This window comes from Neoroseomonas rubea (assembly GCF_016106015.1).
Taxonomy (GTDB): Bacteria; Pseudomonadota; Alphaproteobacteria; order Acetobacterales; family Acetobacteraceae; genus Neoroseomonas; species Neoroseomonas rubea.
On the sequence record NZ_JACADQ010000097.1, the window covers coordinates 1 to 12,777 of the forward strand.

The 12,777-nt window shown below is 70.0% G+C and carries 11 protein-coding genes and 1 other RNA gene; 4 read left to right on the forward strand and 8 right to left on the reverse strand.

What is annotated here, in order from left to right; all coding sequences use genetic code 11:
• Positions 1–199 precede the first annotated feature (199 nt).
• Positions 200–292: signal recognition particle sRNA small type (gene ffs, locus HW577_RS11590), an RNA gene on the reverse strand.
• 97 nt (positions 293–389) lie between these two features.
• On the opposite strand from ffs, the gene HW577_RS11595 reads away from it, so the two are divergent.
• From HW577_RS11595 to HW577_RS11605, 3 genes are all read left to right on the forward strand, one after another.
• Complete coding sequence (locus tag HW577_RS11595) at positions 390–854, forward strand: YHS domain-containing (seleno)protein (RefSeq protein ID WP_198376293.1); 465 nt, start codon at positions 390–392, stop codon at positions 852–854.
• 483 nt (positions 855–1,337) lie between these two features.
• Positions 1,338–2,261 (forward strand): NAD(+) diphosphatase, encoded by a 924-nt coding sequence (gene nudC / locus HW577_RS11600; RefSeq protein ID WP_198376294.1) that lies wholly within the window; start codon positions 1,338–1,340, stop codon positions 2,259–2,261.
• Positions 2,258–2,563, forward strand: a complete 306-nt coding sequence (locus tag HW577_RS11605; RefSeq protein ID WP_198376295.1) for a phosphoribosylamine--glycine ligase — start codon at positions 2,258–2,260, stop codon at positions 2,561–2,563. The genes nudC and HW577_RS11605 overlap by 4 nt, the downstream gene beginning before the upstream one ends.
• Positions 2,564–2,779: 216 nt before the next feature.
• Here HW577_RS11605 and HW577_RS11610 read toward each other — a convergent pair whose 3' ends face one another.
• Positions 2,780–3,289: a DUF2244 domain-containing protein gene (locus HW577_RS11610; protein ID WP_198376296.1), complete on the reverse strand. Its 510-nt coding sequence runs from the start codon at positions 3,287–3,289 to the stop codon at positions 2,780–2,782.
• 39 nt (positions 3,290–3,328) lie between these two features.
• Here HW577_RS11610 and nth point away from each other — a divergent pair, with 39 nt between their 5' ends.
• Complete coding sequence (gene nth, locus HW577_RS11615; RefSeq protein ID WP_408639529.1) at positions 3,329–4,039, forward strand: endonuclease III; 711 nt, start codon at positions 3,329–3,331, stop codon at positions 4,037–4,039.
• 9 nt (positions 4,040–4,048) lie between these two features.
• Here the strand turns inward: nth and HW577_RS11620 are convergent, their stop codons facing one another.
• The 6 genes from HW577_RS11620 to acs form a co-directional block, all read right to left on the reverse strand.
• The gene (locus tag HW577_RS11620) at positions 4,049–5,677 is read right to left on the reverse strand and encodes a flavin-containing monooxygenase (RefSeq protein ID WP_198376297.1); all 1,629 of its coding nucleotides are present in this window, start codon (positions 5,675–5,677) and stop codon (positions 4,049–4,051) included.
• Between the two features lie 167 nt (positions 5,678–5,844).
• Positions 5,845–6,435, reverse strand: a complete 591-nt coding sequence (locus tag HW577_RS11625) for a hypothetical protein (RefSeq protein WP_198376298.1) — start codon at positions 6,433–6,435, stop codon at positions 5,845–5,847.
• 129 nt (positions 6,436–6,564) lie between these two features.
• Positions 6,565–8,403: a translational GTPase TypA gene (typA, locus tag HW577_RS11630; RefSeq protein WP_198376299.1), complete on the reverse strand. Its 1,839-nt coding sequence runs from the start codon at positions 8,401–8,403 to the stop codon at positions 6,565–6,567.
• 378 nt (positions 8,404–8,781) lie between these two features.
• Positions 8,782–9,966 (reverse strand): MFS transporter, encoded by a 1,185-nt coding sequence (locus HW577_RS11635; RefSeq protein WP_198376300.1) that lies wholly within the window; start codon positions 9,964–9,966, stop codon positions 8,782–8,784.
• 167 nt (positions 9,967–10,133) lie between these two features.
• Positions 10,134–10,499 (reverse strand): hypothetical protein, encoded by a 366-nt coding sequence (locus HW577_RS11640; RefSeq protein WP_198376301.1) that lies wholly within the window; start codon positions 10,497–10,499, stop codon positions 10,134–10,136.
• A gap of 19 nt (positions 10,500–10,518) precedes the next feature.
• Positions 10,519–12,459 (reverse strand): acetate--CoA ligase, encoded by a 1,941-nt coding sequence (gene acs, locus HW577_RS11645; protein ID WP_198376302.1) that lies wholly within the window; start codon positions 12,457–12,459, stop codon positions 10,519–10,521.
• Between the last annotated feature and the right edge of the window lie 318 nt (positions 12,460–12,777).

Consider the following 12,777-nt stretch of genomic DNA (forward strand, 5'->3'; position numbering starts at 1 on the left):
CGGGGCGGGCACGACGGCGGCCGGCGGCGGGGCGACCGGCGCCGGGTCCCCGAACAGGCCGGGGCCCTCGGGGGCGGGTGGGGCGGGCAGGCCTTCCTCGGCCGCCGCGTCGCCATCCTTGGGTGCGGGGAAGCCGAGAAGGTCGGAAGCCATGCTGTCCCTGGGCGGCGCGGCCGCGCGGGCCGGGGGCGAGAAGGGTGGAAGGCCGGCAAGCGACCCGGGCGAGAACCCGTTACGGCTGCTTCCTTCCGGACCTGACCGGGTTGGCGGGGAGCCCGTCCGCCGCCGACCTTCCGTGGGCACCATATCATGCGTCGGCACCGCCGCGCCAATGGGGGGCGTAACCGGCGCGGTGGCGGGGGCGAAACCCGCGGCGAAGGAGACTCGCCATGGCCCTCAGCCGCCGTTCCCTGCTCTGGATTGTTCCCGGTGCGACGCTCGCCGTGCCCCTTGGCACCCGCTTCCTGCCTGCCGCGGCGGCGGAGGTGAATGCGGACGCCGGCCTCGCCGTGCGGGGCACCGATGTCGTCGCCTATTTCGTCGAAGGCCGCCCGGTCGCGGGCCGCGCCGAATTCGCCCATGCTTGGCGTGGGGCGACCTGGCGCTTCGCGAGCGCGGCGAACCGCGACCGCTTCGCCGCCGAGCCCGAACGCTACGCCCCGGCCTACGGCGGCTTCTGCGCCTTCGCCGTCAGCGAGGGCTACACCGCGCCGATCGATCCCGCCGCCTGGCGGGTCGTCGATGGGCGGCTGTTCCTGAACTACGACCGGTCCGTGCAGCGGCGCTGGGAACGGGACATCCCCGGCCGCGTCGCCCGCGCGGACGCGAACTGGCCCGGACTGTCCTCCCGCTGACCCGATCCGACCCCACCAGCCGCGGCTGCATGCACGGCATCGCACATCGAGATGTATCGGCAGCCATCACGCCAGCGGGCGGTTCCGGAGCATTTATCGGACCGCAAAACGCAACGATTTGGACGCAGGCGGGCTGCGGGTCACCTCGTGCGGACCACCGAGCGATGGGCTGCGACGACGATAGGCGCACGATGCGATCGGACTTCGCGAAGGTCTGCCTGCTCGGACTGGCCGCCTCGGTCGGCGATACGGTCGCCGCGACGCGGGACGGGCCCACGCGGCGGGGGAGGCTACTCCGGCTGCAGGTGGAACCCGATCGTGCCGCGCTGACGACACGCCTCGGCAGCGGCGCGGTGCCGTCGGTGGAAACGGCTCTGCTGCGAAAGGCCCACCACCATGGCGTGTCGGCCGCCGCCGGGCGGGACGCCAGCGTGAGCGGCTCGGATGGACGGGCGGGGGAGCCCGTGGCAGGGTCCGCGCCCCATGCTCTCGATCCCCGCCAGCCGCCCCAACGCCTATACCGGCAGTCCCCTCGACCGTGCCGGAGAGAAGCGCGACGATGCCGAGTTCATCGCGGCCGCGCTCGCCCATCCCGACAGCCTCTTCGTGCCGGTCTGGCGCGCGCGCAGCCTGATGAAGGGCGTCGCCGAGGGCCATCCGGAAGCCGTGCTGCTGACCGGTGCGGCGGCCGAGGCGGTGCGCATGGCGGACGGGCCCTGGGCCTTCCTCGGCATGTGGGATGGGCGCCCGGTCTTCGCGATCGATTGCTCCCACGCCGACGACCCGCTGCCGCTGCTGCCCGAAGGCATGGGCGCCTTCACCGACCTCCGCCAGGTTGCGGGCCTGCTGCCACCGGGTGAGGCGAGCGTGCTCGCGCATGCGCGCGGCCTCATGCACTGGCGGGTGAAGCACCGCTTCTGCGGCGTCTGCGGCAGCCGCTGCGCCCCGCGCAGCGCGGGCAACGTGATGATGTGCGACGGCTGCGGCGCGCAGCATTTCCCGCGAACCGACCCGGCCGTGATCATGCTGGTCGTGCGTGGCGATTCCTGCCTGCTCGGCCATTCGCACCGCTTCCCGAACGTGACGATGTATTCGACCCTCGCCGGCTTCGTGGAACCGGGCGAAAGCCTCGAGGAAGCGGTGCGGCGGGAGGTGAAGGAGGAATCCGGCATCGATGTCGGGCGGGTGATGTACCATTCCTCCCAGCCATGGCCCTTCCCGTCCTCCATCATGCTCGGCTTCCATGCCGAAGGGCTGTCGGAGGAGATCCGCATCGACCCCGAGGAACTGAAGGACGCGCGCTGGTTCTCGCGGGACCAGATCCGCGATCACGAGGCCCATGGCTTTTCCCTGCCGCGGGCGGATTCCATCGCCCGACGCCTGATCGAGGATTGGCTGGCATCATGACCATCCGCGCCTTCGCCCTTGTCGGCCTGCTCGGCCTTGCCGCCTGCGGCGGCGGCGTGGTCGGCCGCAACCTGCCGAACGAGCCCGGCCCGGATGCCGAGGCCTGCCGGCGCGAAGCGCTCAACGACCCGGAGGCCCGGCGCATCGCCTCCACCAACGTGGCCGGCAACCTCGCGCAGGAGGACCGCGTCCGCCGCGAACTCGCCGAGGCGCTGCCGAGAATCTACAACGCCTGCATGCGCCGGCGCGGCGCCGCCTCCCAGGGGGGAGTGGAACGCGTGCGCAGCAGCAGCGGCTGGTAGGCATCCTCCACGCAACCGCTTGTCGGCGCTGCCGCCCCCCCCCCGCGCGGCGCCGATGGCATGGCCACGCACCGAACTGGACGCCGGACATCAGGCTGCGGCGCTTCATCCTTCATGGGGCCGACCAGGCTGACGCCCCTCGCGCCGAGGCCGTTGCCGCGGGACAGGATGACGGACGCCTCATGGACCGACGCCGAACGCTTCGGCCGCCGAGCGTCACCCCTCCCGCAGTTGCGGATTGTCGAAGCGGGGATCGCGCGCGCGGGCCAGCGCCTCGGCCAGCGCGGCGCGGAGCGCTTCCTTCTCCTCCCGCACCAGGTCGCGGCCGATCTCGACGGCGCGGCCACGGCTCTCGATGCGCAGCAGCGGTGCGGCACCAGGGCGTTCGGCCAGCATGACGCGGGCCCAATAGGCGTCGAGCGCCACCTCCTCCCGCCGCCCGCGCGCATCCATACGGCGGATCGTCAGGCGGTCCGGCGTGAGCATGACGACCTCCGCCGCGCGCGCCGCGCCACGCGCGTGCAGCGCCACGAGGCCGAGCGCGAAGCCGACCTCGAGTCCCAGGAAGGGCAGGATCGGCCAGGCGCCAAGCGCGAGGAACAACACGCCCGTCAGCAGCGCGAACACCCCGAGCAGCAGCGCGAAGACGCGGTAGCCCCCGCGCGTGAGGGAGCGCGGCGGTGTGCAGACGGCATGGAACAGCACGGGCTCGGCAGGGGCGGCCATGGCGTCGCAGCATAAGGGAGGATAGAGGCGTTGCCAGCCATGCCGACCGCCAAGCCCCCCAAGCCCGACCACGGCACCGCCACCGCCCCGCGCCGCGCCCGCCTGATGCCGCCCGCCCAGGCGGAGGCCTTCATCCGCGCGCTCGCCGTCGCCAACCCGGCGCCGGAGACCGAGCTGATCTACCACGACACCTTCACGCTGCTGGTCGCCGTCGTGCTCTCCGCCCAGACGACCGACGCGGCGGTGAACCGATGCACGCCCGCACTCTTCGCCGCGGCGCCGACGCCGGCGGCGATGGCGACCCTCGGGGCGGAGGGGATCGGGCCCTACATCCGCACCATCGGGCTTTGGCAAGGCAAGGCGCGCAACGTCGCCGCACTCGCGCGCGACCTGGTGGACAAGCATGGCGGCCAGGTGCCGGGGGAGCGGGAGGCGCTGGAGGCGCTTCCCGGCGTCGGGCGCAAGACGGCCAATGTCGTGCTCAACGTGGCCTTCGGGCAGAACACCATGGCGGTCGATACGCACATCTTCCGCCTGGGCAACCGCTGCGGGCTCGCACCCGGCAAGACGGTGCGGGAGGTGGAGGAGAGATTGGTGAAGCGCTGCCCGCCCGACCTGCTGCGGGACGCGCATCACTGGCTGATCCTGCACGGGCGGTATGTGTGCAAGGCCCGCGCGCCGGAGTGCTGGCGCTGCGTGGCGCGGGCGCATTGCAACTACCGGGACAAGGTTCTCGCGCCGCCTCGATGATCGCCGGGTTCAGCGTAGCGTCACGCCCTCATAGCCGCGCCCAGCGATCTCGTTCGCCCAGGCGCGATAGGCTGGCGCCGTGCCCATGTAGCGCGCGACGATCCGCGTCTGGCGGCCGGCGAGATTGATGTTCACGCCGGTCATCCAGGAATCGACCTCGAGCGCCAGCTGGCCCCTGGCCGTGTCCATGACGTGGTCCATCCACCGCGCCACGGCCTCGGGCGTCGCTTCCATGCGCGTCAGGCCGTGCCGCCGCATGTGGCGTAGCAGATCGGTGACCCAGTCGACGTTGAACTCGATCGACCGCGGGATGTTGCCGAGCGCCGTATGGGGCCCGAGCAGCGTGAGCAGGTTCGGGAAGCCGTCCTGCAGCATGCCGACGAGCGAGGTAGCGCCGTCCCGCCACTTCTCCTTCAGCGTCACGCCGTCGCGGCCGCGGAATTCGATCCGGTCGAAGGCGCCGCGCAGCGCGTCGAAGCCGGTGGCGTAGACGATGATGTCGAACTCGTACGCGGCCTCTGTTGTGCGCAGGCCGCCGGCCGTGATGCGTTCGATCGGCGTCGCCCTGCTGTCCACCAGCATCACGTTGGGCTGGTTGTAGACCTCGTAGTAGCGCGTCTCGAGCGGCACGCGGCGGGTGCCGAAGCCGTGATTCTTCGGGATCAGCAGCTCCGCGACCTTCGGGTCCTTCACCCGCTGGCGGATCTTCTTCGCGACGAAACGGGAGATTTCCTCGTTCGCCGCGCGGTCGGTGAGCATGTCCTTGAAATTGCCGACCCAGATGCCGAAGCCGCGCCCGGCATAGAGCGTCTCGAGGAAGGCTTCGCGTTCCTCGGCGCCGACATCGAAGGTGTTGCGCGGGTCCGGCGTGTGCAGGAAGCAGGAGACGGTTTCCTGGCATCGGCAGAAGATCTCGTCGTAGCGGGTGCGGATCTCCGCCATCTCCTCGGCGCTGATCGTCCCGTTGTGCAGCGGCGCGCACCAGTTGGGCGTGCGCTGGAACACGGTGAGCTGCGCGGCGGTCTTGGCAACTTCCTGGATGGTCTGCACGCCGGAGGCGCCGGTGCCGATGACGGCCACGCGCTTGCCGGCGAAGTCCACCGGTTCCTTGGGCCAGAGGCCGGTGTGGAAGGATTGGCCGCGGAACTCCTCGATGCCGGGGAAGGTCGGCATGGTGGGCGTGGAGAGCACGCCGACCGCCGTGATCAGGAACCGTGAAACGTGGCGGCTTCCGTCCTCGCATTCGACGGTCCAGGTGCCGCGGGCATCGTTCCATGTCGCGGCCGTCACGCGCGCGCCGAAGATGATGTCGCGCCGCAGGTCGTACTTGTCGGCCACCAGGTTCAGGTAGCGCTCGGTCTCGGGCTGGGGGGCGAAGTGCTCGGTCCAGTTCCACTCCTTCAGCAGGTCCCGGTCGAAGGAATAGCCGTAGGAGTAGCTTTCGGAATCGAAGCGGCAGCCGGGGTAGCGGTTCCAGTACCAGGTGCCGCCGACGCCCGTGCCGGCCTCGAGCACGCGCGCCCTGAGACCAAGCTCGCGCAGGCGGATCAGCTGATACAGGCCGGACATGCCGGCGCCGATGACGATGGCGTCGAAGGTGTCGGTCGCGGTGGAACGCTCGGTCAGGGCTGCGGACATGAGGCGGGCGGGTCCTGTTGGTCATCGTCAGGCATGCCGCCTCGGCGGGCGGGCGGCCTTGATCTGACCACGAATGGCAGGCACGGGCGACACGCGCGGCGGGGCGGGCGGCGCCCTCCCCGAAACCCCGCCCGCCGAGGGCCGAAAGGCCCTCGGGACCCGGAACTTCAGCGACAAGAGGCCGAAAGCATGGCGTCCACGTCGGTTAGGAGGAAAAGCGGCAAGGCGAAGCGCGCGCCTGGACGGCCCGTCCAGAGAGTATCGAAGACTCTGACAACCGGCCGCGACAAGCGCCGGAGGATCGGAAGCGCCGCCGGAGGACCGCCCGAGGTTGGGAGCAGGAGCGCGTAGGGCTTTCCGCCACGGCCTAGAACCACGATGGCTTGGCCATGCTCCATCTGATTCCAGCGCCGACCAAGACCATCCGAAATCTCGCGCGCCCCTGGATCGACTCTGAACATGCCGCCGTGGCGCGACAACCAGAAGGCCACAAGACTGCAGAGAATGAGTGAAACAAGAAACACACCGATGATGCCGGCAGGGATCGCAGACAGAAGGATCATGGCGATCCCTCCGGTCCGGACGACATCCAACATGCCCGCGACGCCACCAAGTGCGATGGATACGAGCAGGGGCGCCCCGAACACGAGCATCACCATGAGGAGGATGCCGGCGATCCCAAACAATTTGGCAAACTTGATGCGCGGGACCACCGCACTGGTAGAACCGGCACGAAGTTTCGACTCCGGAGGATCCACGGAACGGAACTTCCTGACTGAAGCCACGCGAGGGAGGCAGCGCCTCCCTCGCATCATCTCAGACCATCCGATTCACGCCTCCGGGTGCTCGGCCACTGCGCGGCCATCGCCCTTCGGCGATCGGATGGATCACGCCGCCTCGCTCTCCGCCCGCCGCGCGTGCTTCTTGCGCTCATGCGGGTCGAGGTAGCGCTTGCGCAGGCGGATCGCGCTCGGCGTCACTTCCACCAGTTCGTCGTCCTCGATGTAGGCGATCGCCTGTTCGAGGCTCATGCGACGCGGCGGGATCAGAAGCAGCGCCTCATCCTTGCCGGCGGCGCGGATGTTGGTGAGCTTCTTTTCCTTGATTGGATTCACGTCGAGGTCGTTGTCGCGCGAATTCTCGCCGAGGATCAGCCCGACATAGACCTTCTGGCCCGGGTCGACGAAGAGCGTGCCGCGTTCCTGCAGGTAGAACAGCGCGTACTGGATTGCCTCGCCGTCCGAGTTGCTGATCAGCGAGCCGTTGCGCCGGCCCTCGATCACGCCCGCCCAGGGCTGATAGCCGAGGAACAGGCGGTTCATCATGCCGGTGCCGCGCGTGTCGGTCAGGAATTCGCCGTGGTAGCCGATCAGCCCGCGGGACGGGATGTGGAAGGTCAGGCGCACCTTGCCGCCGCCCGAAGGCCGCATGTCCTGCATCTGGCCCTTGCGGATCGACATCTTCTCGACGACCACGCCGGAATACTGCTCGTCGACGTCGATCAGGCATTCCTCGAAGGGTTCTTCCTTCTCGCCCGTCTCGGGGTTGTCGCGCGTGAGGACGCGCGGGCGGCCGATGGTCAGCTCGAAGCCCTCGCGGCGCATCTGCTCGATCAGCACGCCGAGCTGGAGTTCGCCGCGGCCGGCCACCTCGAAGGCGTCCACTTCCTCGGACACCTTCACCTTGATGGCGACGTTGCCCTCGGTCTCCTTGAACAGCCGGTCGCGGATCTGGCGCGACGTGACCTTCTTGCCCTCGCGCCCGCCGAGCGGGCCGTCATTGATGCGGAAGGTCATCGCCAGGGTGGGCGGATCGACCGGGATAGCGGGCAGCGGCACGGTCACTTCAGGTGCTGCGATGGTGTCGGGGATGGTCGCATCCGAAAGGCCGGCGATGGCGATGATGTCGCCCGCGCGCACTTCCTCGACCGGCACGCGATCAAGGCCGGAGAAAGTCATCAGTTTGGTCAGCCGGCCGGACTCCACCACCGTGCCGTCCTGGCGCAGCACGCGCACCGGCATGTTCAGCCGTGCGACGCCCTGTTCCACGCGGCCGGTCAGGATGCGGCCGAGGAAGTTGTCGGATTCCAGGATCGACGCGTTCATCGCGAAGGGTGCGTCGTTGTCCACCGTAGGCGCGGGCACATGCGACAGGATCAGGTCGAACATGGCCGAGAGGTCCTTGCGCGGACCTTCCAGCTCCAGGTCCGCCCAGCCCTGCCGGCCGGAGGCGAACAGCGTGTGGAAGTCGAGTTGCTCGTCCGTCGCGCCCAGGGCCGCGAACAGGTCGAAGACCTCGTCATGCACCTCGTGCGGGCGCGCGTCCTGGCGGTCGACCTTGTTGATGACGACGATGGGGCGCAGGCCGCGCGCGAGCGCCTTGGTCAGCACGAACTTGGTCTGCGGCAACGGGCCCTCGGCCGCGTCGCAGAGCACGATGGCGCCGTCCACCATCGACAGGATGCGCTCCACCTCGCCGCCGAAATCGGCGTGGCCGGGCGTGTCCACGATGTTGATCTTCACGCCCTTCCATTCCACGGCGGTGGACTTCGCCAGGATGGTGATGCCACGCTCGCGCTCGAGGTCGTTGCGGTCCAGCGCGCGCTCGGCCACCTGCTGGTTGGCGCGGAAGGCGCCCGCCTGCTTCAGCAGCTGGTCCACGAGGGTGGTCTTGCCGTGGTCGACGTGCGCGATGATCGCGACGTTGCGGATATCTGCGGCGCTCATCGCGCACTCCTGTCCGAGGTCGCCACAGGCACGGCCGCACCCCGGCCCCGGTCGTGGGCGAGCGGCGCGGCCTTCCTCGGGCGTTTTCTTGATGCGGCGCACACATAGGCGCTGCCCGCGCGAAAGGCGAGGGAAAAAGGAGGGCCGCGACTCGGGCACGACTCAGGCACGACTCGGGCCAGTGGTGCGGACGGAGCGCGAACGTCCTTGTGCCCACCCCCGGGCGCCCACCACAAGCCGTTGATTTCGCGCAGCTTTGCGAATCGAGCCGCGAGAGTCAGCGATTCGTTCGCGCGACTCGGACCAAGTGCTTGATTCGGAATGGGGTGGTTCCGGGCGAATCGGCGCTGGGAATCACCTTCTGTTCCAGATGGCCCCTCAGGCCGGGCGGCGGGCCAGCAGCCAGGCCAGCCCGGCCAGCAGCAACGCCGCCAGTGCCAGCGACGGGCCCAGGCCGACCGTAGCCCCACCCAACCCGAAGAGCGGCGGCCCGAGCGACTGGCCCGTGAAGAAGGAGAAGGCGTGCAGCGAAACGGCGCTGCCGCGCGCCTGCGGGGCAAGCTCCGTCGCCCGCGTCTGGATCGCGTTGTGGATCATGTAGAAGGCGGTGCCGAGCAGGAATCCCGCGCCGACCATCACCCCCAGCGCGGGCGCGAGCGCGAAGCCCGCAAGCGCGAGGAAGCCGAGCCCGCCCCCCATCCGCACCACGCCCGCCTGGCCGAAGCGGTTCAGCAGCGGTCGCGCCAGCGCCGCATAGGCCAGCCCGCCGATCCCGAAGGCCCCGATCGCGAGCCCCGCTTCCGCCGTGCCGCCGATGCCGCGCGCGATCATCAGCGGCGCGATGAAGGGGAAGGATCCGAAGACCAGCGCCCCTTCCACCGCCACGGTGGCGTAGAGCGGCACAGCGTTCGGGTTCGCGAGCACGCCGCGATAGCGCTGCGCCGCAACCACCGGGTCGTAGCGCGTGCGGGCCTCGGGCGCCGCACCCCGCGCCGCGATCAGCAGCGCAACCAGCCCCGCCACCGCCGACAGCGCGCAGAGCACCAACATGCCGCGCCATCCGGCGATGGCCGCCACCGGCCCGGCGATCGCGCCCCCCGCGATCTGCCCGGATATGCCAAAGACCAGGATGCGCGACAGCGCCACCTGCCGGTCCTTCAGCGGCACGGCATCGCCCATGATGGCGAGCGTCAACGGCATCATCCCCCCCGCCGCGGCGCCGGAGGCCGCGCGGAAGGCCATCAGCCAGCCCAGCGAGGCGGCCAGCGCGCAGAACAGCAGCATCGCCGCCAGCAGTGCCACGCAGATCGTCACGATGCGCCGCTTGCCCACCGAATCCGCGACCGGCCCCAGGATCGGCTGCACCAGCGCGAAAGGCAGGGTATAGGCGGTGCCGAGCAGTGCGGCCTGTGCGGCCGTCGTGCCGAAATCGAAGGCGATCTCTGCGACGACGGGGTCGGTCGCGCGGGTGGCGAACGCACCGGCGAAGACCGCCGGGCCATACATGGCGAGCACGCGGCGCATGCGCGCCCGGCTCTCGGCGTCCTCGTCGGCGGCGGTCATCCGGCCCATGCTGCGCCGCGGCAGGCGGCGCGGCAAGGCGCGGGGAGCATGCCGACGACCCGGATCCGGGCGGCCCGAAGGATGCCGGCCGAGGCACCGAACGCCGCCGGCGCGGCGCGCGCGAAGCCGGCAGGCCAACGATGTGCCGCGCGGAGCGGCTGCTGGCGTCAGAACGCCGCGGCCACCAACGAGAACTGGCAGTCGCAGGGCAGCGCCGCGACGAAGCGGCGCAGCGCGGACAGCCGCGGCGGTTCCTCCTGCTCACCCTCATAGAATTCGTCGATCAGCGCGTTGAGCTCGTCAGGCGAGACCAGCGCGCACCAGCAGGCCGCCGCGGTCTGGCGGCCCACGAGGGCGCCGCGTGCGATCCGTTCGACGACCTCGGCGAAGATGTCGCGGCGCGAGGGGGGAAAGATCGGGCTGATGCGGTAGGGCGGCGCGTCGAGACTCTCGGCCCGGCCGCGCACCAGCGGCGCCACCAGGTCCGGCCCGCCGATATAGACATCCCTGTACCGGTGGCCGCGCCCGACCATCGCCCCCGCCCCGCGCGCCTCAGCCGACGCGGTTGTCGATCAGTTCCTGCACCACCGCGGGATCCGCGAGGGTGGAGGTATCGCCGAGGCCTTCCGTCTCGTTCGCCGCGATCTTGCGAAGGATGCGGCGCATGATCTTGCCCGAGCGCGTCTTCGGCAGGCCCGGCGCCCACTGGATGGCGTCCGGCGTCGCGATGGGCCCGATCTCCTTGCGCACCCAGGCGACGAGTTCGCGGCGCAGCACCTCGGTCGCCTCGATGCCGGCCTTCAGCGTGACATAGGCGTAGATGCCCTGGCCCTTGATCTCGTGCGGCATACCGACGACGGCGGCTTCCGCGACGGCGGGATGCGCGACAAGCGCGCTCTCGACCTCGGCCGTGCCCATGCGGTGGCCGGCGACGTTGATCACGTCGTCCACGCGACCGGTGATCCAGTAGTAGCCGTCGGCGTCGCGGCGCGCGCCGTCACCGGTGAAGTACATGCCCTTGAAGGTCGAGAAGTAGGTCTGGATGAAGCGGGCATGGTCGCCATAGACCGTGCGCATCTGGCCGGGCCAGCTGTCGGTGATGACGAGGTTGCCCTCCGTCGCGCCGTCCAGGATGTGGCCTTCATTGTCGACCAGCGCCGGCTTCACGCCCGGCAGTGGCAGCGTGGCGGAACCCGGCTTCTGCGCGACCGCGCCCGGCAGCGGGGAGATCAGGATGCCGCCCGTCTCGGTCTGCCACCAGGTGTCCACGATCGGGCAGCGGCTGTCGCCGACCACGCGATAGTACCACAGCCAGGCTTCCGGATTGATGGGTTCGCCCACGGACCCGAGGATGCGCAGCGAGGAGCGGTCGTGCTTCTTCACCGGCGCCTCGCCGTCGCGCATCAGGGCGCGGATCGCGGTCGGCGCAGTGTAAAAGATGTTGACCTTGTGCTTGGCGCAGACCTGCCAGAAGCGGCCATTGTCCGGCCATGAGGGCACGCCCTCGAACATCAGCGTGGTCGCGCCGTTCGCGAGCGGGCCATAGACGATGTAGGTGTGCCCCGTCACCCAGCCGACATCGGCGGTGCACCAGTAGATCTCGCCGTCGCGGTAGTCGAAGACGTTCTCATGCGTGAAGGACGCCCAGACCATGTAGCCGCCGGTCGTGTGCAGCACGCCCTTGGGCTTGCCGGTGGAACCGCTGGTGTAGAGGATGAACAGCGGATCCTCCGCGTTCATCGGCTCGGGCTCGCAGGTCGCGCCTTCGCCGGCCGTGATCGCCTCCCACCAATGGTCGCGGCCTTCCATCATCTCGACCGCGCCGCCGGTGTTCTTCGCGACGATGACGTGGCGGATGGACGGGCAGGTCAGCAGCGCGTCATCCGCATTGGACTTGAGCGGAACCTTCCGCCCGCCGCGCCGTCCTTCATCGGCCGTGATCAGCAGCGTGCACTCGGAATCCTGGATGCGGGAGGCGAGACTGTCGGGCGAGAAGCCGCCGAAGACGATCGAATGCACGGCGCCGACCCGCGCGCAGGCGAGCATGGCGACCGCGGCCTCGACGATCATCGGCAGATAGATGCAGACCCGGTCGCCCTTCTTCACGCCGAGCCGGCGCATGGCATTGGCCAGCTTGCAGACGCGCGCGTGCAGTTCGCGGTAGGTGACCTTCGCGTCGCTGTTCGGATCATCCCCCTCCCAGATGATCGCCACCTGGTCGCCGCGCGTGGCGAGATGCCGGTCGAGACAGGAGACGGAGGCGTTCAGCACGCCATCCTCAAACCACTTGATCGAGACATTGCCAGAGGTCGCGCCGAAGTCGACGTCCTTGATCTTCGTTGGCGCCCTCATCCAGGCGATGCGGGCCATCTCGGCGCGCCAGAAGGCGTCCGGGTCGCTGGCCGCGGCGGCCACCATCGCGTCGCGCCGGGCCGCGTCGATGCGCGCCTTCGCTGCGATCTCCGGCTTCACGGCGATGATCTCGTCTGCCATCGGGCGGCCTCCCTCGTCCTGCCTTCTCTGGCCGGGGATTTGCGATGCCGATTTGATCCAGGTCAATGTCCCCCGCCGGCGGACATGTCTTCGCGTTCATTTTGCCAACCGAACGCGTGACCCCGCCCGGCGGGGGCCGAGCGGGGCTTTGCGGGACGGGATCGGGACGAAGGCTAGTTGGTGCGCGGCGCAGCAGGCGTCGTCGCAGGCGCTTGACTGCGCTGTTCGGCGCGCGGGGCGGGCGTCGCCGCCTGCGGCGCGGGCGTATTCGTCGTCGCCTGCGGGGCGGCCGGGGTCGCGGGGCGCTGCGGCGCCGCG